This window comes from Entomomonas moraniae (assembly GCF_003991975.1).
GTDB lineage: Bacteria > Pseudomonadota > Gammaproteobacteria > Pseudomonadales > Pseudomonadaceae > Entomomonas > Entomomonas moraniae.
In genome coordinates this window covers 1,208,530-1,230,880 of the sequence record NZ_CP029822.1, presented here as the reverse complement: position 1 = coordinate 1,230,880, position 22,351 = coordinate 1,208,530, and the positions used below count along the sequence as shown (strand labels likewise).

The 22,351-nt window shown below is 37.8% G+C and carries 20 protein-coding genes, 3 tRNA genes and 1 pseudogene; 17 read left to right on the top strand and 7 right to left on the bottom strand.

Annotated elements, in window-relative coordinates; translation table 11 throughout:
* Positions 1–107: 107 nt before the first annotated feature.
* The 13 genes and pseudogenes from DM558_RS05755 to DM558_RS05695 all read left to right on the top strand — a co-directional run bounded on the left by DM558_RS05755 (position 108) and on the right by DM558_RS05695 (position 12,231).
* On the top strand, positions 108–2,621 hold the full coding sequence (locus DM558_RS05755; RefSeq protein WP_127162586.1) for a glycyl radical protein: 2,514 nt from the start codon (positions 108–110) through the stop codon (positions 2,619–2,621).
* Positions 2,622–2,691: 70 nt separating this feature from the next.
* Positions 2,692–3,615: a glycyl-radical enzyme activating protein gene (locus DM558_RS05750; protein ID WP_127162584.1), complete on the top strand. Its 924-nt coding sequence runs from the start codon at positions 2,692–2,694 to the stop codon at positions 3,613–3,615.
* Between the two features lie 225 nt (positions 3,616–3,840).
* Positions 3,841–5,757 (top strand): threonine--tRNA ligase, encoded by a 1,917-nt coding sequence (thrS, locus tag DM558_RS05745; RefSeq protein WP_127162582.1) that lies wholly within the window; start codon positions 3,841–3,843, stop codon positions 5,755–5,757.
* Between the two features lie 11 nt (positions 5,758–5,768).
* The gene (gene infC / locus DM558_RS05740) at positions 5,769–6,317 is read left to right on the top strand and encodes a translation initiation factor IF-3 (protein WP_177412504.1); all 549 of its coding nucleotides are present in this window, start codon (positions 5,769–5,771) and stop codon (positions 6,315–6,317) included.
* A 62-nt stretch (positions 6,318–6,379) separates the two neighbouring features.
* Complete coding sequence (gene rpmI / locus DM558_RS05735; RefSeq protein WP_109702925.1) at positions 6,380–6,580, top strand: 50S ribosomal protein L35; 201 nt, start codon at positions 6,380–6,382, stop codon at positions 6,578–6,580.
* Between the two features lie 15 nt (positions 6,581–6,595).
* Entirely contained in the window at positions 6,596–6,952 is a 357-nt protein-coding gene (gene rplT / locus DM558_RS05730; protein ID WP_109702924.1) for a 50S ribosomal protein L20, read from the top strand.
* A gap of 364 nt (positions 6,953–7,316) precedes the next feature.
* Positions 7,317–8,243 (top strand): annotated as a pseudogene (rluB, locus tag DM558_RS05725) (23S rRNA pseudouridine(2605) synthase RluB); the annotation flags it as partial.
* 27 nt (positions 8,244–8,270) lie between these two features.
* Positions 8,271–8,894: a Pr6Pr family membrane protein gene (locus tag DM558_RS05720; protein ID WP_127162578.1), complete on the top strand. Its 624-nt coding sequence runs from the start codon at positions 8,271–8,273 to the stop codon at positions 8,892–8,894.
* Between the two features lie 69 nt (positions 8,895–8,963).
* Positions 8,964–9,632, top strand: a complete 669-nt coding sequence (locus DM558_RS05715) for a lipopolysaccharide kinase InaA family protein (RefSeq protein WP_127162576.1) — start codon at positions 8,964–8,966, stop codon at positions 9,630–9,632.
* 8 nt (positions 9,633–9,640) lie between these two features.
* Positions 9,641–10,186: an NADAR family protein gene (locus DM558_RS05710; RefSeq protein ID WP_127162574.1), complete on the top strand. Its 546-nt coding sequence runs from the start codon at positions 9,641–9,643 to the stop codon at positions 10,184–10,186.
* Complete coding sequence (locus tag DM558_RS05705; protein WP_109702919.1) at positions 10,186–10,425, top strand: exodeoxyribonuclease VII small subunit; 240 nt, start codon at positions 10,186–10,188, stop codon at positions 10,423–10,425. The genes DM558_RS05710 and DM558_RS05705 overlap by 1 nt, the downstream gene beginning before the upstream one ends.
* A gap of 2 nt (positions 10,426–10,427) precedes the next feature.
* The gene (locus tag DM558_RS05700) at positions 10,428–11,321 is read left to right on the top strand and encodes a polyprenyl synthetase family protein (protein WP_127162572.1); all 894 of its coding nucleotides are present in this window, start codon (positions 10,428–10,430) and stop codon (positions 11,319–11,321) included.
* Position 11,322: 1 nt separating this feature from the next.
* A complete protein-coding gene (locus DM558_RS05695) occupies positions 11,323–12,231 on the top strand; it encodes a LysR family transcriptional regulator (protein ID WP_127162570.1) in 909 nt (302 codons plus the stop codon).
* An 18-nt stretch (positions 12,232–12,249) separates the two neighbouring features.
* Here DM558_RS05695 and DM558_RS05690 read toward each other — a convergent pair whose 3' ends face one another.
* From DM558_RS05690 to DM558_RS05675, 4 genes are all read right to left on the bottom strand, one after another.
* Positions 12,250–12,861 (bottom strand): SPOR domain-containing protein, encoded by a 612-nt coding sequence (locus DM558_RS05690; RefSeq protein WP_127162569.1) that lies wholly within the window; start codon positions 12,859–12,861, stop codon positions 12,250–12,252.
* 8 nt (positions 12,862–12,869) lie between these two features.
* Positions 12,870–14,147, bottom strand: a complete 1,278-nt coding sequence (folC, locus tag DM558_RS05685) for a bifunctional tetrahydrofolate synthase/dihydrofolate synthase (protein ID WP_127162567.1) — start codon at positions 14,145–14,147, stop codon at positions 12,870–12,872.
* Positions 14,144–15,130 (bottom strand): acetyl-CoA carboxylase, carboxyltransferase subunit beta, encoded by a 987-nt coding sequence (accD, locus tag DM558_RS05680; RefSeq protein WP_127162565.1) that lies wholly within the window; start codon positions 15,128–15,130, stop codon positions 14,144–14,146. Before accD ends, folC begins: the two co-directional genes overlap by 4 nt.
* 138 nt (positions 15,131–15,268) lie before the next feature.
* Positions 15,269–15,892: a phosphoribosylanthranilate isomerase gene (locus DM558_RS05675; RefSeq protein ID WP_127162563.1), complete on the bottom strand. Its 624-nt coding sequence runs from the start codon at positions 15,890–15,892 to the stop codon at positions 15,269–15,271.
* 154 nt (positions 15,893–16,046) lie between these two features.
* On the opposite strand from DM558_RS05675, the gene DM558_RS05670 reads away from it, so the two are divergent.
* The 3 genes from DM558_RS05670 (at position 16,047) to DM558_RS05660 (ending at position 16,296) form a co-directional block, all read left to right on the top strand.
* Positions 16,047–16,122, top strand: a tRNA-Asn gene (locus DM558_RS05670).
* Between the two features lie 7 nt (positions 16,123–16,129).
* Positions 16,130–16,205, top strand: a tRNA-Pro gene (locus DM558_RS05665).
* A 15-nt stretch (positions 16,206–16,220) separates the two neighbouring features.
* Positions 16,221–16,296 (top strand) — tRNA-Lys (locus DM558_RS05660).
* A 677-nt stretch (positions 16,297–16,973) separates the two neighbouring features.
* Here DM558_RS05660 and DM558_RS05655 read toward each other — a convergent pair.
* Positions 16,974–18,191, bottom strand: a complete 1,218-nt coding sequence (locus tag DM558_RS05655) for an MFS transporter (RefSeq protein ID WP_127162561.1) — start codon at positions 18,189–18,191, stop codon at positions 16,974–16,976.
* Between the two features lie 143 nt (positions 18,192–18,334).
* Between DM558_RS05655 and DM558_RS05650 the strand changes: the two genes are divergently transcribed.
* Entirely contained in the window at positions 18,335–19,246 is a 912-nt protein-coding gene (locus DM558_RS05650; RefSeq protein WP_127162559.1) for a helix-turn-helix transcriptional regulator, read from the top strand.
* Between the two features lie 36 nt (positions 19,247–19,282).
* Here the strand turns inward: DM558_RS05650 and DM558_RS05645 are convergent, their stop codons facing one another.
* Both DM558_RS05645 and DM558_RS05640 read right to left on the bottom strand, forming a co-directional pair.
* Entirely contained in the window at positions 19,283–21,163 is a 1,881-nt protein-coding gene (locus tag DM558_RS05645) for a saccharopine dehydrogenase family protein (RefSeq protein WP_127162557.1), read from the bottom strand.
* A complete protein-coding gene (locus DM558_RS05640) occupies positions 21,163–22,299 on the bottom strand; it encodes a saccharopine dehydrogenase NADP-binding domain-containing protein (protein ID WP_127162555.1) in 1,137 nt (378 codons plus the stop codon). Before DM558_RS05640 ends, DM558_RS05645 begins: the two co-directional genes overlap by 1 nt.
* Positions 22,300–22,351 lie beyond the last annotated feature (52 nt).

The window sequence follows — 22,351 nt, the reverse complement described above, 5'->3', positions numbered from 1 at the left end:
GAGAAGTTGTTACTTTTCAAAATTTTATTAAGATTTTTTCATGAAGAAACAATTTTTCAATAGAGCGAACAAACTCAAAAAATAGGCAAAGAATAGGGTGATGGCAAATGAGAAATATAGAAGTGAGCAATAGAATTCAAGGTTTGATCGATGAGCTTTATCGCAATGATCCCCCCGTTGAAATAGAGCGGGCTTGTCTATTAACAGAATCTTATAAGCAAACTGAAAATCAACCAATGGTGATTCGCCGTGCGCGTGCGTTTGAAAAAATAATGAATGAAATGACATTAGTCATTCGCCCCAATGAACTTATTGTTGGTAATTTTGCTGTTAGCCCTAGAGGTGTGCAACTTTTTCCTGAGTTTTCTAACAAATGGCTAGAAGATGAGTTTGATTCTATTAATAAGCGAACAGGGGATCGCTTCTTTATTTCAGATGAAAGCAAAAAAATACTGCGAGAAGTATTTAAATACTGGGATGGTAAAACAACCCAAGAATTAGCCACCCAATATATGTACTCAGAAACTATTACTGCAATGGATGTTGGGGCTTTCACTGTTGGAAACTACTATTTTAATGGTGTTGGTCATATCAGTGTAGATTATCGCAAGGTTTTACAGATTGGTTTTAAAGGTATTATTGCTGAGGCTGCAACTGCACTTGTCGCATTGGATAAGGGGGACCCAGATGCAGTAAAAAAATCGCATTTTTATGAGTCAGTGATTATTTCGGCTAATGCGGTGGTTAACTATGCAAAGCGTTTTGCTAAGCTAGCCCAGATTGAGGCAGCTAAAGAAACAAATAACCAACGCAAGCAAGAGCTATTACAAATTGCTAAAAACTGTGAGAATGTACCAGAAAATCCAGCCAGAAATTTCTGGGAAGCTTGTCAATCATTCTGGTTTATCCAAGCGGCAATTCAAATAGAGTCTAATGGGCACTCCATTTCTCCCGGACGCTTTGACCAATATATGTTCCCTTACTATGAAGCATGTGTCATTAATGGCACCATGAGTGAGGAACAAGCACAAGAGCTATTAGACTGCTTGTGGGTTAAATTAAATGATGTTAACAAGATTCGTGATGAAGCCTCAACCAAAGGTTTTGGTGGTTATCCAATGTTTCAAAACCTTATTGTGGGTGGGCAAACAGTGTGTGGACGTGATGCAACGAATCCTTTGTCTTATGCCTGTTTAACAGCCTCAGCCCATGTTAAATTACCGCAACCCTCTATTTCTATTCGCGTCTGGAATAAGACACCACAATCACTGATGGAAAAAGCCGCTGAAGTGACACGTATAGGGTTAGGGATGCCTGCTTGGTATAATGACGAAGTGATTATTCCTGCATTAGAAAATCGAGGTGTGAGTCTTAACGACGCCCGTGATTACTGCATTATTGGATGTGTTGAACCTCAAGTTGGCGGTAAAACAGAAGGTTGGCACGATGCAGCTTTCTTCAATATGTTAAAAGTGCTAGAAGTAACGTTAAACAATGGAATGGATGGTCATGTTAAGGTTGGTTTAGAAACAGGTGATTTAACGTCTTTCCAAAGTTATAACGAGCTTGAAAAAGCTTACAGAAAACAAATGGAATGGTTTGTTAAGCTGCTTGTTAATGCGGATAATGCGGTGGATGTTGCGCACGGTGAGCGTGCGCCACTGCCATTCTTATCGTGCATGGTTGATAATTGCATTGCAAAAGGTAAGACCTTGCAAGAGGGTGGCGCTCAATATAACTTTACTGGTCCACAAGGTGTTGGGGTTGCCAATGTAGGCGATGCTTTAATGGCTATTAAAACATTGGTATTTGAGCAAAAGAAATTGACACTCACCCAACTAAAAGAAGTGCTCGGTAATAACTTCGGTCATGGTAAAACTTGTGCTGTAGATAGTACAACAGGCACTCAACAAACAGATTTAGAAGCGCTAGTGGCTCAAGTTGTACAACAAATTTTAGCACAAACTAATAAGTCAGAAACATACAAAGCACAAACCAATAATAATGATTCAACAGAAGGTGAATATATTCGTCAGATGTTGATTAATGGTGCGCCTAAATATGGTAATGACTTGGACGAAGCGGATGATATTGCCCGTGAAGCAGCGCTTATTTATTGTACAGAAGTGCAGCGCTATAAAAATCCTAGAGGTGGTTGTTTCCAACCAGGTTTATATCCTGTGTCTGCGAACGTGCCTATGGGGTTGGTTTGTGGTGCAACGCCTGATGGTCGACTAGCAGGGCAGCCATTAGCTGAAGGGGTATCACCTATTTCAGGTTATGATAAAAATGGCCCTACAGCTGCATTAAACTCAGTGGCTAAATTGGATCATCATATTGCTTCTAACGGAACATTGTTAAATCAGAAGTTTCACCCCTCTGCACTTTCTGGTCAGGAAGGGTTAGCTAATTTGGCGGCACTTGTAAGAGGGTATTTTGACCATAAAGGGATGCATGTACAATTCAACGTGATTGATCGTGAAACCTTGAGAAAAGCACAGCAAGATCCTGAAAGATATAAAAATCTGGTGGTTCGCGTGGCTGGTTATAGTGCACATTTTGTTTCATTAGATAAATCAATTCAAGATGACATTATTTCTAGAACGGAGCAATTGTTTTAACGATAACTTATTATCAGGTTTGTAAGCGTATACTTTTTATAAAGTATGCGCTTATTGAGTAAGGAATTTTATGTCTTTAAATGAACAAATAACAGGAACAGTGTTTGATATTCAACGTTTTTCTGTCCACGATGGCCCAGGAATTCGGACAATCGTTTTTTTAAAAGGATGTCCTTTGCGGTGTCGCTGGTGCTCTAATCCAGAGAGCCATGACTGGACAAGGCAGTTGGCGTTTATTAAGCGTGATTGCATACAATGCAATAAATGTGTTGATGCTTGTAATTATGACGCATTACAAATTATCCCTAGTTTTAATGTAAAAAAAGATCAATGTGTTCTTTGTGGTGATTGTGCTTCGGTCTGCTATCCCGGTGCATTAGCGATGGAGGGCAATATAGTAACAGTTCCTGATTTAATCAAAGAGCTTAGGCGAGATAGTAATCACTATCGACGTTCCAATGGCGGAGTCACTCTCTCGGGTGGAGAGGCAATTGCTCAGGCAGATTTTAGCGCAGAGCTATTAAAAGCTTGTAAGCGAGAGGGTTGGCATACTGCTGTTGAGACAGCGGCCTATGTTCCACAAGAAAAATTTGAAAAGACACTACCTTATATTGATTTAGTATTGCTTGACATTAAACATGCAGACAGTAAAAAGCATGAGCTCTTTGTGGGGAAACCCAATGAGTTAATTTTAGAGAATGCACAGTTTATAGCTAGCTTTCCAAGTACTGAGTTAATTATACGCGTTCCCCTAATACCGGGCTTTAATGACCAGCCAGAAGAAATATTGGCTATTGCCAATATTGCCAGCCATTTGCCGGGTGTGAAACATATACACTTGTTACCGTATCATCGCATGGGCGAAAATAAATATGGCTATCTTAACTATGAGTACCGTATGGGAGATATTAAACCTCCAAATCCAGACGATGTCAGTCAGTTAAAAGCCCTTGTTGAGAAACATACCTCGCTCATTTGTCAAATAGGTGGATAACAAGAGATAAGATCATTCTTATAGTAATAGCGGGATTGTTGACTAGAAACTTAAAGCCAGTTGCTATATAATTTCAGGCTTTAATATTTCCAGTGATATTGTTTGAGCGCTTTGCAGGTTTTACCTGAACAACCCCTGTATAGTTGATTAGTGTTTGGACACTTTACTGGCTCATCCACCGTATGTGATCTTTGGTACCGGTCACCACTAGGTATAGGAGGCGCCATGCCCGTTATTACTCTTCCTGATGGAAGTCAGCGTGTTTTTAATCATTCCGTTAGTATTCTTGAAATTGCACAATCTATTGGCACAGGTCTAGCTAAAGCAGCGATCGCTGGGCGTGTTGATGAGCGTTTGGTCGATTTATGTGATCTCGTTGATCAAGATGCTACGGTACAAATTATTACAGCGAAAAATGAAGAGGGTGTTGAGATCATTCGTCACTCTTGTGCGCACTTAGTAGGGCATGCAGTAAAGCAGCTATATCCAACCGCCAAAATGGTAATCGGGCCTGTGATTAAAGAAGGCTTTTATTATGATATTGCCTTTGAGCGTCCGTTTACACCAGAAGATTTAGCTGCGATTGAAAAGCGGATGCAAGAATTAATCGCTAAAGATTACGATGTGATTAAAAAAATGACACCGCGTGATGAAGTGATTAAAGTTTTTGCTGCGCGCGGAGAGGATTATAAATTGCGCTTAGTTGATGATATGCCTGATGAAAAAGCCATGGGGCTTTATTATCATGAAGAATATGTGGATATGTGTCGTGGGCCTCACGTGCCTAATACCCGATTCTTAAAAGCATTTAAATTAACAAAAATTTCAGGTGCATACTGGCGCGGTGATTCTAAAAATGAACAGTTACAACGTATTTATGGTACGGCTTGGGCAGATAAAAAACAGCTCGCTGAGTATATTCAACGTATAGAAGAGGCCGAAAGACGTGATCACCGTCGAATCGGTAAGCAGCTTGATCTATTCCATACTCAAGAAGAAGCCCCAGGTATGGTGTTTTGGCATCCTAATGGCTGGTCTATCTATCAAGTGCTAGAGCAGTATATGCGTCGCGTTCAGCGTGAGCATGGCTACGAAGAAATTAAAACGCCACAAATTGTAGACAGAGTATTATGGGAAAAGTCAGGGCATTGGACTAACTATGCAGAGAATATGTTTACAACAAGTTCTGAAAATAGAGATTTTGCAATCAAACCAATGAACTGCCCTTGTCATATTCAAGTCTTTAATCAAGGTTTAAAAAGCTATCGTGATTTACCATTGCGTTTAGCTGAGTTTGGTAGTTGTCATCGTAATGAGCCATCAGGCGCTTTGCACGGTATTATGCGTGTACGCGGATTTACCCAAGATGATGCACATATTTTCTGTACTGAAGATCAAATCGCTACTGAGGTGTCAGCCTTTATTAATTTAACATTGGCTGTATATGCTGACTTTGGTTTTAAAGACATTGAACTTAAATTATCAACTCGACCAGAAAAACGAGTGGGTTCAGAAGAGTTATGGGACAAAGCAGAGCATGCACTGCAAACCGCTTTAGATACAGCAGGGCTTAAGTGGGAATTACAACCCGGTGAAGGGGCTTTTTATGGACCTAAGATTGAATTTTCATTAAAAGACTGTTTAGGTCGCGTGTGGCAATGTGGTACAATACAATGCGATTTTAACCTACCGCAACGTTTAAGTGCTGAGTACGTTGCAGAAGACAACAGCCGCAAAGTGCCTGTTATGTTGCATCGTGCTATTTTAGGTTCCTTTGAGCGTTTTATTGGAATTTTAATTGAGCATTATGAAGGATTTTTTCCTGCATGGCTTGCACCAATTCAAGCAGTAGTGTTAAATATTACAGATAATCAAGCAAATTATGCTGAAAAAGTAGCTAAAGATCTTTCTCAAAAAGGTTTTCGTGTAAAAGCGGACTTGAGAAATGAAAAAATTGGCTTTAAAATTCGCGAGCATACTTTGCAAAAAATTCCTTATCTTCTTGTTGTTGGAGATAGGGAGGTTGAAACAGGGTCCGTTGCAGTGCGTACTCACAATGGTAAAGACTTAGGTTCTATGACAATTGATGAATTTAATGCACTTCTTACTACAGCAGTAGAGCAACGTGGTCGTATTAATTAATGATGGAGTAAATGACTATTAAGCGTGAAATGAGACAAGATAAGAAAAATCAACCAAAAGCACCTATTAATGAAAATATTAGTTCTCCGGAGGTGCGATTAATTGGCGCCGATGGTCAACAAGTAGGTGTTGTATCTATTGAGGATGCCCTTAATGCAGCGGAAGAAGCTAAGTTAGATTTGGTCGAAATCTCGCCTGATGCATCGCCTCCTGTATGTAAAATAATGGATTATGGCAAGCACCTGTTTGAAAAGAAAAAACAAGCAGCGGTTGCCAAGAAAAACCAAAAGCAAGTTCAAGTTAAAGAAATTAAGTTTCGTCCAGGGACGGAAGAAGGGGACTATCAAGTTAAATTACGTAGCTTGAAACGTTTCCTAGAAGATGGGGATAAGGCTAAGGTATCATTAAGATTCCGTGGTCGTGAAATGGCCCATCAGGAGCTGGGAATGGTACTACTAAAGCGAGTTGAAGAAGACTTAGCTGAACTTGGTACTGTAGAACAGTTTCCTAAAATGGAAGGGCGTCAACTCACTATGGTGTTGGCACCTAAGAAGAAATAACAACCAGGGCACAGGCAGGCCTTGCTGTTATATTTATTAGCTCATTAGTTTGGAGTATGAACATGCCAAAAGTAAAAATGAAAACCAAAAGTGGTGCTGCAAAGCGCTTTAGAATAACGGCTGGCGGTGTAAAGTTTAAACACGCTTACAAAAGCCATATCTTAACCAAAATGTCTACTAAGCGTAAGCGTCAGCTTCGCGGTGCATCTTTATTGCATGCATCTGATGTAGCTGCTGTAAAACGTTCTTTACGTTTACGTTAATTGGAGGAGATATAAATGGCTCGTGTAAAACGTGGTGTGGTAGCTCGTGCTCGTCACAAGAAAATTTTAAAGTTAGCTAAAGGTTACTACGGTGCGCGCTCTCGTGTATTCCGTGTGGCTAAACAAGCTGTTATCAAAGCGGGACAGTATGCTTACCGTGACCGTCGTCAGAAAAAACGTCAATTCCGTGCTTTATGGATTGCGCGTATTAATGCGGGGGCTCGTGTTAACGGTCTTTCTTATAGCCGCTTGATTGCTGGTCTTAGAAAAGCTACGATTGAAATTGATCGTAAAGTGTTAGCTGATTTAGCTGTTAATGATAAAGCAGTGTTTGCTGCTATCGTTGAAAAAGCTAAAGCTGCTTTAGCTTAATGCATTAAAATCTGGTAGGTATTATTACCTACCAGATTCTCTTCTAAATAAATTCTCCATTTTCCATCCTTTATTCCCATAAAATACAATAGTATTTTAAACCTTGGTCTAATAGTAAAGACATATGTTAATACAATGTCGAAAGAGCTGAAAATACAAGTCTTGCAACAACAAAATTTACCTTATAATCAATACCAACAACGCTATAATGAAATAATGGCAGAATAAATATATTTTGTTGTTTAAAAGCTTAATGGTTAGTAGGCTTTTTTTATGCAAAAAATATTCTTTATATCATTAGTTTTAAATGTAATGAGCTGATAAAATATATTCCTTTTAAAGTTAATTACGCCGGGAGGTGCCTATGAATGATGAATTACCAGTAGAAATAACTCAAACAGGGGAGCGTATCCAAAAAATATTATCCCATTTAGGTATTGGTTCACGCCGTGATATTGAGCGATGGATTGCTGATGGGCGCGTTAAAGTAAATGGAACGGTTGCTACTTTAGGGCAACGTTTAGAGGGTAATGAAACAATAACGGTTGATGACCGTGTTGTCTCAATAAAAGAGCTAGCGCCTTTGCGTCGTGTTATTATCTATAATAAGCCGGAAGGTGAAGTCTGTACCCGAAGTGACCCTGAAGGCCGTCCTACGGTTTTTGAGCGTTTGCCTCGTTTGAAAACAGGCCGTTGGATTAATATAGGTCGTCTTGATATAAATACATCAGGGCTTTTGCTCTTTACGACAGATGGTGAGCTTGCCAATCGATTAATGCATCCTTCTTATCAAATGGATAGAGAGTATGCTGTCCGTGTACGTGGTGAGGTCACTGAAGAAATGATGGAAACCCTCAAAGCAGGTGTTATGCTTGAGGATGGCCTCGCAAAGTTTTCAGATATTCAAGCTGCACCTGAAGGAGATGGGTTAAATCGCTGGTATCATTGTGTGGTTATGGAAGGTCGTAATAGAGAAGTTCGTAGGCTTTGGGAGTCCCAAGGGCTGGTTGTCAGCCGATTAAAAAGAGTGCGTTTTGGCCCTGTATTTTTAACCGCTAGTTTAAGTGTCGGCCGTTGGCGTGAAATGGATCAGCGTGAGCTAGATATATTGAGTGCTGAGGTTGGGCTTGAGTCTGTTGCTTTACCAGAGTTATCTGTTAAAGTGAAAGATCGTATTAAACGTATGCAACGTAAGATGGTGAAGCCTGTAAAAGCAGCTAAAAACTCTGTAAAGCGTAGTAAAGTGACTACCGTTGCTGAGCGTCCAATGCCTACAAAGAAACCAAAACGCTAAATAGAGATATTATTGTAGAGTGCTATGAAATATCTTTATTCACTCATTATTATTTTAGCCCTTACTTGTATTGGTATAGAGTCTTATTTTTGTATTACGGAAAGGCTCTTACCATTTCATCTCGAGGGAGCTTTTTCAAGAGCAGTTTTTTACTTTAGTTTTTTTACGGTATTATCAACGCTGGCTTTAAGCTTGGGCTGTTTATTCGTTATATTTAAACCACATTACCAATCAAGTGCTTTGGCAGTATTACGGATTGATGGGATTGTCGGCGTTATTATTACTGGGATTGTTTATAATCTTGTCCTACGAGGGATGTACCAACCCAATTTATTAGTACTTAGAATAACAACGGAGTTTTTACATGTTGTTATTCCTGTATTAGGGGTTATTGGGTGGGTATTTTTTGATCCCCACCCCGTATTGACTAAACGCTCTGTAATTAATTCATTTATTCCTCCGATTATTTATTTGATTTATACCTTTGTTCGTGGGGCAATAACAGGTTTATACCCTTATCCTATCCTCGATATCAATTTAATAGGCTATGCACAGGTATTAATCAATGTAGGTGCCATTACAGCTTGCTTTATAGGGTTTGCGTTTCTACTTTATTGGCTAGACAATTGCAGGTTAATAAAACGCTAATGTCAGCGTATTTTTTAGTCCGTCATGTTAATATATAGCATTATTTTTAAGTAAAAATACACAACTGTCATGACAACACTATGTATAAAAACAATCAGTCCTGAGTATTACCAAGCAATAACCCGAGGGGCTAAAGTCTTAGAACAAGACACGACAGCGCCTAAAGTCTTGCAACTGCTAGATGGTGGTTTTTTAAAGTTATTTCGTCGTAAACGTTGGTTTTCATCTGAGTTATTCTATCCTTATGTCAAGCGGTTTGCTAATAATGCTTCTATTTTAAAAGAGGTAGGCATTGCAACGCCTGAAATTTTGAATCTTTATCGTTTTTCTTATAATCAGCTTGATTTTACAGCAGTGCATTATCACCCATTACCAGGCGATACTTTGCGTAATGTCCTTTCTACAGCAGATGAAACGGTAAAAAAACATTTTATACGGTTATTTGGAGAGTTATTAGCGACACTTCACGAGCATGGCATTTATTTTCGTTCTATTCATTTGGCTAATGTGCTGGTTTTGCCTGATCAACAATTGGGTTTAATAGATTTTGCGGATATGAAAAAGCAATCTCATGCATTATCTCAAGCTAAGAGAACTCGAAACTTAAAACATCTGCAACGCTATCAACAAGATACTCATTGGTTATTTAGTGAGTATTATGACGTTTTTTTAGAGGCATATAAACGTGTTGCAGGTGCTAAAAATGCTTTATTTTTAAAATGCAATAATAAAGACTAGGTTTAAGCATGTTAACGATTCAAACATTGTGTGATCGCTACCGAGTTGGTGAACGATTTGATTATCTGTTTTTTTGGGGGCACTCAGGAAATAAAGTTTCCAAAAATTGTCTTAGCCAGTGGTATCCTGCGGGATTTGAAATAGATGGGGTATTTTACCCAACTGCAGAGCATTATATGATGGCATCAAAAGCGGCGTTGTTTGGTGATGTTTCCATGCATGCTAAGATTTTAATAGCGCAAGATGCCCCGACAGTAAAAGCGTTAGGAAGAAAAATTAGTGGGTTTGATCAAACCATTTGGGATGCTAATTGCTCTCAAATAGTGATTGATGGAAATTTTGCTAAGTTTTCACAGATTCCTGAGTTAAAAGATTATTTATTAAATACAAAAAATAAAATATTAGTAGAAGCGAGTCCCTATGATAATGTATGGGGGATAGGTTTAGATGAAAATGCAAATAATATAGAAAATCCTCTTGTATGGAAGGGCGCTAATTTATTGGGATTTGCATTAATGGTTGTTCGAGACCGTTTGAATAGAGGTGATGAGTAATGGCAAAGAAAAAAGCTACACAGAGTTTTGAGGAGTCACTACTAGAGCTGCAAACATTGGTAGAGCGTATGGAATCTGGTAATCTTTCTTTAGAGGAGTCATTATCTGATTTTGAAAAAGGAATACGCTTAACGAGAGAATGTCAGCAGTCGTTAACGGATGCAGAACAAAAAGTGCAGATGCTTGTAGAAAAAGATAATAAACTTGAGACGATTCCTTTTGATGTGGATGATAAATAAATATGAGTCTAATAGTCACTTACCAAAAAATATGTCAAGAGCGCGTAAATGCATTATTAGCTAATTTATTTCTAGCTCCTCAGCCAGAATTAGCAAGGCTCTATGAAGCAATGCATTATAGCGTGATGATTGGTGGTAAACGGGTTAGACCTTTATTAGTTTATGGTGCCTGTGAAACATTAGGGGGTACTTTATCTCAGGCTGATGGTGCGGCATGTGCTGTGGAGTTAATTCATGCATATTCTTTAGTACACGACGATTTGCCTGCAATGGATAATGACGATTTACGTAGGGGGCAACCCACAACACACAAAGCCTATGATGAAGCTTGCGCTATTTTAGTTGGAGATGGTTTACAAACGATGGCTTTTGAAGTGTTGGTAGATCCCAAACTCAATGAAAACCCAGCAGAAATATCTCTTGAAATGATAAAAGTTTTGAGCAGAGCCTCGGGTGTTAAGGGCATGGTAGGTGGTCAAGCGATCGATTTGCAGTCAGTGGGCAAAAAATTAGATCAGCCAGCCTTAGAAAAAATGCACCGTTATAAGACAGGCGCTTTGATAGAGGCAAGTGTTTTACTTGGTGCATTAGCCAGCCATCAAGTTAGCGACCAGCAAATACAGCAGTTGAAAGAGTATTCTCAAGCGATTGGGTTAGCATTCCAAGTCCAAGATGACATTTTAGATGTTGAGAGTGATACACAAATACTCGGTAAAACGCAGGGAGCCGATATTGCTCATGATAAACCAACCTATCCAGCTTTATTAGGGCTAGAGGGAGCTAAACGTTATACAAAGCAGCTTCATGAACAGGCTATCAATGCGTTAGCTAGTTTCTCTAGTAACGCTGATGTTCTAAGGGATTTAGCCACTTATATTGTAGAGAGACGTTTTTAGGATGACAGAAAAATCATTACCAGTGGATGTAAATGACTTAACCTTATTTGCAAAAGTTATTGATTATGGTAGTTTTACTACGGCAGCAGACCGTATTGGTTTACCTAAATCAACCTTATCAAGGCGTATTACACGTTTAGAACATCAATTAGGTGAGCGCTTAATTATTCGTAATACACGTAGTTTAGCGATTACAGAGTTTGGCCAAGCGATATTAGATCATGCTCATGCCATAGAGCAAGAGGCATTGGCTGTTGCTGATTTAGCTAATTATCGGCAAATGACGCCCACAGGAACTTTAAAAGTTTCTATGCCCCCGAATTATATCGATTTTATTAAAAAGGATTTTTTCCAACAATTTATTGTTAAGTATCCGCATGTAAGATTAGATTTAGACTTTTCTAGCCGTCGTGTTGATATTTTAGCTGAGCATTATGATTTAGCTATCCGTATGGCATCCACACTTGCTGATGATACAACCTTAGTTGCTAGACCTCTTAAAGTTCTGGCTGGCGGTTTATATGCTAGCCCTATGTATTTAAAGAAACATGGGGTTCCTAAGTGCCCTAATGAGCTTGAAGAACACGTAGGTATACATTTAGCTAACTCTTTGGGGGAAATACAACAATGGCAGCTTAGCTGTGGTAAAGAAAGCTGGCAAGGCATTCCAAGCGGGCCTGTTATATCAAACTCAATAGAAATAGTAAGGCTTCTTGCTGTGCAAGGTGTTGGCATTGTTTCAGTCACAACGACACTGGTTCAACAGATGGTTGAGGAGGGTAGACTGGTTCGTTTATTGGAGGGGTGGAATATGCCCACCGTAACCATGTGGGCGATTACTTCGGGGAGAAAGCTGCTCCCTTTGAAAGTGCAAGTTTTTTTGAAAGAGTTAAAGGAAGCTTTATTATAATATAATAGCGGAATTTAACTAATTTCTTTCAGGCTTAAATTCTCTAACAATACCTTTTTCTTTAAATTGTTTTTCAATCAGCTTTTGTGTTCGAAAAGCTTCTGTTTTGTTAATAAATGGCCCTACAAAAATACGGTATATATTACCCTCTTTGCGTGTGTAGGCATTATAATTTGCTTTTCGTAATTTATTAGTAAACTCTTCTGCGTTAGTTGGATTAGAAACAGCCGCAATCTGAATTGTCCATGAAGGGGTTATTGGATTGTTTGTCTGGGGTGATGTTTGCTGTGTGTTGGTATTTGCAGCCGGTGTTGTTGTATTAGTGTTTTGTTCCACTGCTGTGGTTTGTTGTGTCGATGTTACAGGTTGAGCGTTGTGTTCAGGTTGTGGAATAGTTGTTACAACAGTATTAGTTGCTGCTTGGTTAGTAACGGTTGCAGTTGTAACTTCTGGTTGAGATGGTGTAGTAGAAGTTTCAGGCCTTGTAGGTTCTGTAGGCACAGTGACAATAGTTTCGGGTAGTTTTTCTCCTCTATTATTAAATATCATGGGTAAAAATACTACAGCCAAAATGATCAGTACGATAGTTCCAATGAGTCTTTGTTTGAGGTTTCCATCAAAAAGGGCCATATTACTTCCTATTTAAATGTGTTTAGCCATTGTAAAGCATCGGCTACAACATAAAAAGAACCAAAAATAATGATTTCGTCTTCAGGTGAGATGCTGTCTAATTGGGCTTCGATAGCTTTTACAATGCTATTATGCAAGGTGACATGTAGCTCTTTCTCTTGTAACTTTTGGGCAAGATGTTCCGCAGTATTTGACCTCGGTGTGGAAAGTGGTGCAACTGCCCAACTTTCAATAAGGTTAGCAAGTGGATTGATAACACCCTCTAGGTCCTTATCTGCTAAGAGGCCAAACACGGCATATCTTTTCCCAGTCGTTGGATGGCTTTTCAAGTAATTAGCTAAAAAGTTAGCTGCATGAGGGTTATGAGCTACATCTAATAAAAGAGTACATTTTTTATTATGATAATTTATAACGTGTCGTTCTAAGCGTCCCATTACTTTAACATGCTGTAAAGCATTAATAAGCTTATGTTCTTGCCATGGAAAATCTAATAGACTAAAAACCTGTAAGGCTAGTGCAGCATTATTCATGGGTAAATTAAGCAGTGGAATGTTAGAGAGTGTTTGTGCTGTTCCTTGTTTATTAATGCCTTGCCATTGCCAATGGTTATCTTCTAGTGTGAGAGTAAAATCTTTATCTCTTACATAAAAAGGTGCTTTTTTTTGTTTGGCTTGTTCAATTAATGTGTTGGGTGGATTACTATCTCCACATACAGCAGGGTGATTTTCTCTAAAAATTCCTGCTTTTTCAAATCCTACTGATTCGCGGGTGTTCCCTAGCCATTCTTGGTGATCAATGCCAATACTGGTAACAACAGCAATATCCGCATCAACCAGATTAACCGCATCTAATCTTCCACCTAAGCCTACTTCTAAAACGACTGCATCTAAATGAGCTTGTTGGAATAATAAAAAAGCTGCTAATGTGCCAAACTCAAAATAAGTGAGCGAAATATTGCCACGCGCTTGTTCTATTTTTTCAAAGGCATGGCAAATAGAGTCTTCACTAACCAGTTGTTGGTTAATTGCAATGCGTTCTTGATAATGAATAAGGTGAGGTGAAGTGTAAATACCCACGCTTAACCCTTGGCTTTCTAGGAGTGCAGCAATAAAGGCACAGGTTGAGCCCTTGCCATTTGTACCCGTAACGGTAATGACTAATGGTGCAGGTTTAGCTAATTGCAGTTTTTTAGCTACCTGTTGTAGCCTCCCTAGTCCCATATCAATGGTACTAGGGTGTAACTTCTCAAGATAGGCTAACCAATCGTTAAGATGGTGTTTAATCATTTCTTTGCAGGTTTTTCTTTATGCTTTGTCTTTTTTTCTACAGTTTGTTCTTCTGCTACAACCGCTGCTTCTGATGCAGGATCAGCAATGTCTAATACAGTTTGAACAACGGTATTGTGAGTTGTAGACGGGAGGCCTTGAAGCTGAGCAAGGACTTTTGCTAAACGGCTACGTAACTCATTACGAGGAATGATCAAGTCAATTGAACCATGTTTTAATAAAAACTCACTGCGTTGGAAACCTTCAGGAAGTTTCTCGCGAACGGTTTGTTCAATAACTCGAGGGCCAGCAAAACCGATTAATGCATTAGGCTCAGCAACAATTAAGTCACCAAGCATCGATAAACTAGCAGAAACACCACCGTAAATAGGGTCTATTAAGACAGAGATGTAGGGAATACCGAGTTCGCGCATACGGGCTAATACAGCCGATGTTTTGGCCATTTGCATTAAAGATAATAATGCTTCTTGCATACGAGCACCACCTGATGTGGAGAAGCAAACAAAGGGGCATTTCTTCTCAATAGCTATATTGGCTGCTTGAACAAACTTTTCTCCTACAACGCTACCCATGGATCCACCCATGAAGCTAAACTCAAAAGCACAAGCAACAATAGGATTGTTTAATAATGTACCGCTCATAGCAACTAATGCATCTTTTTCGCCCGTTTCTTTTTGTGCAGCGACAATGCGGTCTTTATAACGTTTAGAATCTTTGAACTTTAAACGATCGATTGGCTCGAGATCTTTTGCAATTTCAACGCGGTTTTCTTTATCTAAGAAAATATCTAAGCGCTTACGTGCATTAATACGCATATGATGCCCACACTTAGGGCATACATCTAAATTTTTTTCTAATTCAGGACGATATAAAACGGCTTCACAAGATACGCATTTATGCCATAAACCTTCGGGTACTGAACTCTTTTTAGCTTCAGAGCGCATAATGGAAGGAATTAGTTTATCAACCAACCAGTTACTCATGTTTATATATTCCTCTTTATAGGTATAAACTATAGGCTATTACCACTATAGAAAGCCTAAAATATTATCAAAGGTACTATTTTACCTGAATTGATTTGAAAAGTTATTTATTTCTTTGTTAAAACTCTAATTTTATGACTATAAACTATTTTTTACATTATGTATAAAACGTTTTATCTTGTCATGGTCTTTTATTCCTTTGCTAAGTTCAACCCCTCCACTAACGTCAACAGCATAAGGGCGACAATTTTGGATTGCCTGTTGAACATTATCAATAGTTAGTCCACCTGCCAAAATAATAGGTTTGCTTACATTTTGAGGGATAAGCGACCAGTCAAAAGTTATTCCTGTTCCCCCTTGAACCCCATGTACGTAGCTGTCAAGCAAAATACCTTTACTTTCTTTATAGCTTTCTATGGCCATTTCAATATTAGTATCAGGCTGTACTCTTAGTGCTTTAATCCATGGATAATTGAATTGTTCGCAGTACTCTGCTGATTCTTCTCCATGAAATTGTAATAGGTCTAAGTGGAGATAATTAGCAATATCCAAGACGCCATTGTTTGATGCGTTAACAAAAAGGCCGACACTTGTAATAAAGGGTGGTAAATTTTGGCATATATTTTTAGCTTGATCGATTGTGATAGCTCTAGGGCTATCTTTATAAAATACAAAACCTAATGCATCAGCGCCTGCCTCTACTGCGGCCATAGCATCTTCTACTCGAGTGATCCCACAGATTTTAATGCGTGTCACAAAAATTACCCCTAATTCTGTAATGTGATAGGGTAAAGTATAACAATTACTAGTATTTTAATAAAAATTAAATTTTTTTAAAAAAACAGTTGACATGTCTTTTAAAATCCGTAAAATGGCGCCCACCTTGAGAGGCAATATAGCTTTCAAGTTTGATGATTCCGCGATAGCTCAGTCGGCAGAGCAAATGACTGTTAATCATTGGGTCCCTGGTTCGAGCCCAGGTCGCGGAGCCAAATTTATCGGAGTATAGCGCAGTTGGTAGCGCGCCTGCTTTGGGAGCAGGATGTCGGGAGTTCGAGTCTCTCTACTCCGACCAAATTCAAAAGAATTTGGGTCGTTAGCTCAGTCGGTAGAGCAGCTGGCTTTTAACCAGTTGGTCATAGGTTCGAATCCTATACGACCCACCATTTCAAATTAATAAATCGGTTCTCTTTAAGTTTAATGAATTGAGAAGTACAGATTAGTAAAAAATAAATTGTAGTATCTCATTAATTAGCAAAAACTTAAACTATATTTGATGGATTTATAATTCTTATATATTTAAGAGTGTAACGCCTAAAGAAGTTTATCAAGATGTTTCTGTAAGCTTTTTTCTTTATTCTGTGTAAATTCTTCTCTTAATAGCGACTCTCTCGTAAGTCCTTGATTGAGTTAATGTCTGGCACGATATATTCATGCGTTGTGAGTACATCAGTATGGCCTAATAACTTCTTTACTAAATGCAAATTACGATCCGGTTATTTCATCAAATCAGTACCCAAGGTGTGTCCAAAGAGGCGAGGTGATACCTGGATACCGATGCGTTTCGAGATATACTCAAAGACATTAGATGCGGTAATAATTGTTGGCGGATCGGTAATTCATACTTACGCCACGTTGTTTAATATTATAGGGGGTAGTATTCCTCTAAAATAGCAATTGTACCATTCTACGGTCATGAAATAAGAGAAAACTTCTCGAAGGCTCTTAATAATCTTTGATTATGTACATCTATAGATTCTTTATAACAACAGGCTCCTAAATATCCTCTAAATTAATAATTAAAGAAATTTATACTAGCCTTTTCAGTCCTAGTGCTTTAGCGTTAACAGACCTTGTTTTTATTTAGATTTATAAGAATAATAATAACTGCTATTAAGGCTATTATAAAAGCAGTTAGATAATTAAAGTATTCTGCTATTGTCATAGATAGAGAGGAAGCAATTATTTCAGAGAATAGTAAACTACTTTGAAAAATAGCATAGTCAGTAGCAGATTGTTTGCCTTTTTTAGCAAAAATCATGGTTATAGTATAAATACTAACGTTAATAATACCAATACCAATGCCTAGAATAGTCATGATGGCAATAATACTGATAAGATTAATGTAGTTCGGTATGTAGTAAAGCACACTCCAGAAGATAATTAACAAAGTAAATAAGCTAAAGCCTAGTTTTAAAGTTTGATAGGGGTGTTTAGTTTTTAATAAGTAAGCGGCAATAACACAGCCTAGTAACATGGTTATATAACCACCAATACCTGTATAAATACCTATATCACTAACTGAAAGGCCGTGATCAAGTAGTATAAATTTCGTCATGGCTAAAATCACAGAGCCAGCAAAAGGAACAAGTAATGCAAGTAATAGCATATGATAAGCATTTTGCCTTTTAAAAAAATAGCTGATTCTTGCTCGTGGTTTGGGCTGTGATGTATGAAATAAGTTAGGTTCTTTCCATATGAGTAGTTGTATTATAGAAAGTATAATAAATACCACTAATAATAAGATACTGTAGGTTTTTCCTAAGTAGTCATAGCAAACGGTAACACCTGCACCACCTATTAACATCCCCATTATATTACCCATTACTTGAATACTATTTACTTGGGTTATTGTATTACTTTGTGATAAGTCAGCAGCTAACCCATCAGTGGCAATATCTTGTGTTGCAGAAACTATACAAGACAGGATAATGATACCAAGTAGATAGCTAGTAGTTTCTGGGGTAAAGGGGATAAAGGCGATAATAGTAATAAATACTGCTAACAAACACTGCATAGGTAGTAACCAGCTTTTTCTATAACCTATTTTATTTATCCAGTGATTTTCTACAACAGGAGCCCATAAGAATTTAACTACCCAAGGTAGCCCGGCTAGAGGAATCATTGCTATTACTGCCAGAGAAACCCCAGCATTACGTAATAAAATAGGATAGGCATCAAAAGCTAAGCCAACAGGAATTCCTTGAATGACATAAAGTTGTGCAATAATGAATAAAAAATAGTTTCTCTGTTTACGATTGTGGACGATTTTTTTATCCATGAGATATTTTTACAAGTCTTTTATTTATAAGAAATTTATTAGTGTACTAGTATTCCTAATGCATACAGCATGTGAATAGTAGCTTTATTTTGTTGTGGATGCAAATGATATTTGTTATCGTTTGTATCTTTGAAGGAGGATGTATGCATTTGGATGATCTGTTAACCAGTAATAATTTCAATAGTGACAATAAAGGTTGCTCATATATTGAGTTACAACCAGGCTTAGCTGTATGTGTTGTTACCGCAGATGATTTAAATGCAATCGATGTCAGCAAAGAGTTCCCTAGCAGTGATGAATGTTTATGTTTTAGCTGTCAATTGCAGGGTAAGTTGAGTATGCAAGTCAAAGGTAGAAAATTTGTTACGACAAAAGGGGATTTAACTTTTGGCTTTGCTGATGGTGAGACCTTCCACCTACAGCATTCAGAGGATTTCTGTAATCTTGAAGTAATGATAATGCCCGAATTATTGGATGTTTTACTTGGAGATATGGATTTTCAATTTTCTTGTCTAGACAAGAAAGTTAATTTTTTCCTACATCATCATCAAATAGAGCAAAATATTAATGTACTGTCTTGTGCAAGACAGTTATTTCACTTAATGCAAAACACTGACTGTAAAGTGACCAATCGCTTACTGCTATATGCTCATGTTTTGGAATATCTAAATTGGTATTTCAAAACCTTTGATAGTCATCTAGAAAAGCAAGAGTTTACTCATCGAGAATATAAGCAAATTAATAGTGCTCGTGACTATTTAATAAGTGATTTAAGTAGCCCACCAACTATTGATTGGTTAGCTAAGCAAGTAGGGCTTAATCAAAGTAAGTTAAAAAAAGGTTTTAAGCAGGTTTTTGGTAAAAGTATTTATTCTTATTTTTTAGCAGAGCGAATGAGTAAAGCAAAACAGCTATTAGTAGATAATAGTGTAACAGAAACAGCTATTACAATGGGTTATAGCAATATTAGTCATTTTAGTTCAGCCTTTAGAAAACAGTTTGGAGTATTACCTAAAGAGGTGCGCCGCCAGCATTTGTATAAATTTTTTGAATAGTGGCAGCACAGTTTTAGTGGTTAACCATTACTTACCTTATCCTAAGGTTTGGGTAAGAATGGCAGGTGGTATAGTTAAACTGACCTCAGTTTCACCATTATCTTTTTGTTGCCAGTTGATAACTAAATTAGTTTTAGAGGCTATTCTAGTAAAGGCATAATGTTCCATTTCACGAACTAGATTAGCTAATTCAGGACAGCCTAATTTAGTAAATACTTCTGCATAGATACATTGGTTGATGTGTACATGGTAACTATCAACTGCTAGTTTAGTTTGGCTAAAGTTTAATAGCCCTAATTGCTGATAACTTTCTAAAAAAGCTAACCAGTATTGATAAACAGCTTGTGCAGGATTTTCTAGTAACATAAATACTGTTGGTTGTGGCCATAACCATTGCATCTCCATATCACCTGTTTCTAAAAACATTTTACGATAATGGGAGTATGCTAGTTGTTGGCCTATGGTTTCACGCAATAAGCTATAACCAGAGGTAAACATACTAAGATCTTTAGTGAGTTTTTTCCATTCACTACTTTTTTCTGCATAGTGGGCTAATTGTTTACCATGTTTTTGCCAACGCTTAAGCATTTTAATAATAAACTTTGTTAGTTGTAGCGTGTTAAGCTGTTTTCTTAATGTTTGCCATACTTCTGATTGGAATAAAAAATGTTTTTGTAAATAGGCCATACGTGGATGTTGCTTAGGCACGGTATACCAGTTTTTACCATAATGGCGCAGTGTTTGTACTTTATATATATTTGACTCTAACGAACCAAAATAATTATTTTCTGCTTGTAGTCTTGAGGTATTATACTCTTGCCAAATAATGCCTCTAGCTTTTAATGCTTGGGTTAAATTATTTCTTGTGGCACTAGATAAAAACTCTATAGAGTAAACACCATGTTTCTCAACTAAGTTGTTATTTAGCCAACAGTCAGTCACTGCACAAGTCATTAAAGCGGTAAGGTCATAGGATGAAATACTACCTTGTAGCATTAAACCTTGTTCAGGAGCATTATCAGGGAAAATATTAATGTAAGTATCAGGGTCTGCTTTGGGTTTATTTTTAATAGATTGACCGCTGTTATAAAATTTATTAGCTAAAAAATTAATCGTTTTTTCACCTGGATTAAAAGCAGCAATAGCTTTTGCCATGCCCATTGGGAAAAACTGAATATGAAAGCGACTATCTAAAGTTCGAATGGGAGTAGTTGCTTGATCAAAGCGTTCACTGCTTAAAGAAATCACCTCTGGTGTACCATAGGGAAGCATGGCTAATGGTTTTTCTTGTCCAAAAAAATGAAACTGATAGGGCGCTTTCTTCCAAGGGGTAGTAATAGTTTGTAGTTTTCCTTCTTGGAACACTGTTAATTTTTTAGAAAAATTTGCCAACATGGAGTAGGGGCTTGTTTTACCACCACCGTACGCTGCGCCCATATAAAGTCTAGAGCGATAAACACCTTTTGATGAACGCTTTTTTTCAGCCAGTTGCATTAGCATTAGGGTAGTAATACCTGGTGCTAAACCCATACCTGTATAAATACTGCATTGTTTTTGTTGTGCAGTTTCATGAAGCCCTAAAATAGCTTTGCTGGCAGTAGCACTGTCATTAATATCAATACAATCAATGCAAGCTTCCAAACAGAGTTGATGTGGGGTAGCTAACAATCTTTCCATAGGTCCTATGGCTAGAATAGCTAGATCATAATCTTTTAATAGTGCTATGCTTTGTTGTGCATTACTAATATCAATATTAACAAAAGGTATATCCGATAAGTTTGAAGTATTTTGACGACTAGCACAGGTGAGTGATAGTGTGGGATAAGTTTGTTTTAAATGATTTAAAATACGTTGTCCAGTTTCTCCTGTACCACCAATGACAATAATTTTTGTAGTGGTTGTTTGAGAAGTTGTCATTAAATAGCCTCCGACCGTTTTAGGGAGTCGTTAGTTGTGGTGATTAATTGAATAATCTGTTGTGCTTGTAACTGCTCAATGATTACTTCACTTGGAATTGCTTCATGAAGGCTATATGCACCTGCCGCAATAGTGTTTTCCAGTAGATATTTAGCAGTAATGGCAATGACTGTTCCTGTAGCATAGTAAGTATCACCTGTTAATAATGAACCTGTTATTTGCTGACCATTAGCAAGTTGAATTTCTGCCTGAATGGCATAGATGGGATCACTCTTGAGCATATCTTTCGCTGAAGCAGATGCTAGACGTTTAGCAGCTTTAGCTAATTTTTCAGGAGTTTTATATTGACCAAATATTTTTGAAATAGCACAACTAAAGGCAGCTTTTGCCCCAATATTAGCACCATAAACTTTTAGATTAGGGATTTGGTATTGGTTAATTAATCTTCGTAACTCTTCCGAGTAGATTAGCATTGTACCCACTTTACCAATAGGCGCTGGAAAAACTTTCTTTTGCGTTGCTTTATAAAAAGGTACTTTTATTAGTTGTTTATCGGCAATATAGCAAAAGCCTCGGTCTTCACCAAAGTCACCTAAGCCAACTATGATGTCCCATGCTGAGTTATAGCTCCAAGCGTCACGTCCTACATAAGATACTTCTAGGCTGGTTATTGTTTCATTTGAAGCATATTGATCTATTAGGTATTTAGGATAAACACCTGATAGTCCAGGTAACAATCCCGCATTAATAATTAATGGAACTTTAGCAGGTTCTGTAGCTACTAGATTAGCAAGATGTTTTAATAGTGGGTCATAGCCACCTGCATCAATATAAGGGGTAACCGTTCGGTAGCAAATGTCTACAATAGTTGAGCCTATTACTTGAGATGGACCAATACAGGAAATAACAAGGTCTGCTTCCTTGCAGTGTTGGCTAAGTTGTTCCTTGTTTAATGCGTCAAAATTAAGGGCAGTTAATCGCCCAGAATAATCAGCATATTCCGTTAAATCTGGTTTTGTGTTTCGAGTAACTATATTGAGTTGGCATAAGGTATTTTTTAATAAATAATCACAAACTGTTTTTCCTACTTTACCTGTACCACCTAGTATTAAAATCTGTGGGGGATTATCTTGCATAAAAGTTATTCCTTAAATAGCACACTAGCGGGTCACCCCACTAGTGGTGATT

Excerpts from the sequence above, each read along its gene's own strand:
- DM558_RS05655 (WP_127162561.1), bottom strand. The coding sequence starts at position 18,191 with ATGGATAAAAAAATCGTCCACAATCGTAAACAGAGAAACTATTTTTTA.
- rplT (WP_109702924.1), top strand. The coding sequence starts at position 6,596 with ATGGCTCGTGTAAAACGTGGTGTGGTAGCTCGTGCTCGTCACAAGAAA.
- DM558_RS05645 (WP_127162557.1), bottom strand. The coding sequence starts at position 21,163 with ATGACAACTTCTCAAACAACCACTACAAAAATTATTGTCATTGGTGGT.
- DM558_RS05700 (WP_127162572.1), top strand. The coding sequence starts at position 10,428 with ATGAGTCTAATAGTCACTTACCAAAAAATATGTCAAGAGCGCGTAAAT.
- DM558_RS05705 (WP_109702919.1), top strand. The coding sequence starts at position 10,186 with ATGGCAAAGAAAAAAGCTACACAGAGTTTTGAGGAGTCACTACTAGAG.
- DM558_RS05720 (WP_127162578.1), top strand. The coding sequence starts at position 8,271 with ATGAAATATCTTTATTCACTCATTATTATTTTAGCCCTTACTTGTATT.
- DM558_RS05710 (WP_127162574.1), top strand. The coding sequence starts at position 9,641 with ATGTTAACGATTCAAACATTGTGTGATCGCTACCGAGTTGGTGAACGA.
- accD (WP_127162565.1), bottom strand. The coding sequence starts at position 15,130 with ATGAGTAACTGGTTGGTTGATAAACTAATTCCTTCCATTATGCGCTCT.
- DM558_RS05650 (WP_127162559.1), top strand. The coding sequence starts at position 18,335 with ATGCATTTGGATGATCTGTTAACCAGTAATAATTTCAATAGTGACAAT.
- DM558_RS05695 (WP_127162570.1), top strand. The coding sequence starts at position 11,323 with ATGACAGAAAAATCATTACCAGTGGATGTAAATGACTTAACCTTATTT.
- folC (WP_127162567.1), bottom strand. The coding sequence starts at position 14,147 with ATGATTAAACACCATCTTAACGATTGGTTAGCCTATCTTGAGAAGTTA.
- DM558_RS05715 (WP_127162576.1), top strand. The coding sequence starts at position 8,964 with ATGACAACACTATGTATAAAAACAATCAGTCCTGAGTATTACCAAGCA.
- infC (WP_177412504.1), top strand. The coding sequence starts at position 5,769 with ATGACTATTAAGCGTGAAATGAGACAAGATAAGAAAAATCAACCAAAA.
- DM558_RS05690 (WP_127162569.1), bottom strand. The coding sequence starts at position 12,861 with ATGGCCCTTTTTGATGGAAACCTCAAACAAAGACTCATTGGAACTATC.
- rpmI (WP_109702925.1), top strand. The coding sequence starts at position 6,380 with ATGCCAAAAGTAAAAATGAAAACCAAAAGTGGTGCTGCAAAGCGCTTT.
- thrS (WP_127162582.1), top strand. The coding sequence starts at position 3,841 with ATGCCCGTTATTACTCTTCCTGATGGAAGTCAGCGTGTTTTTAATCAT.
- DM558_RS05750 (WP_127162584.1), top strand. The coding sequence starts at position 2,692 with ATGTCTTTAAATGAACAAATAACAGGAACAGTGTTTGATATTCAACGT.
- DM558_RS05640 (WP_127162555.1), bottom strand. The coding sequence starts at position 22,299 with ATGCAAGATAATCCCCCACAGATTTTAATACTAGGTGGTACAGGTAAA.
- DM558_RS05755 (WP_127162586.1), top strand. The coding sequence starts at position 108 with ATGAGAAATATAGAAGTGAGCAATAGAATTCAAGGTTTGATCGATGAG.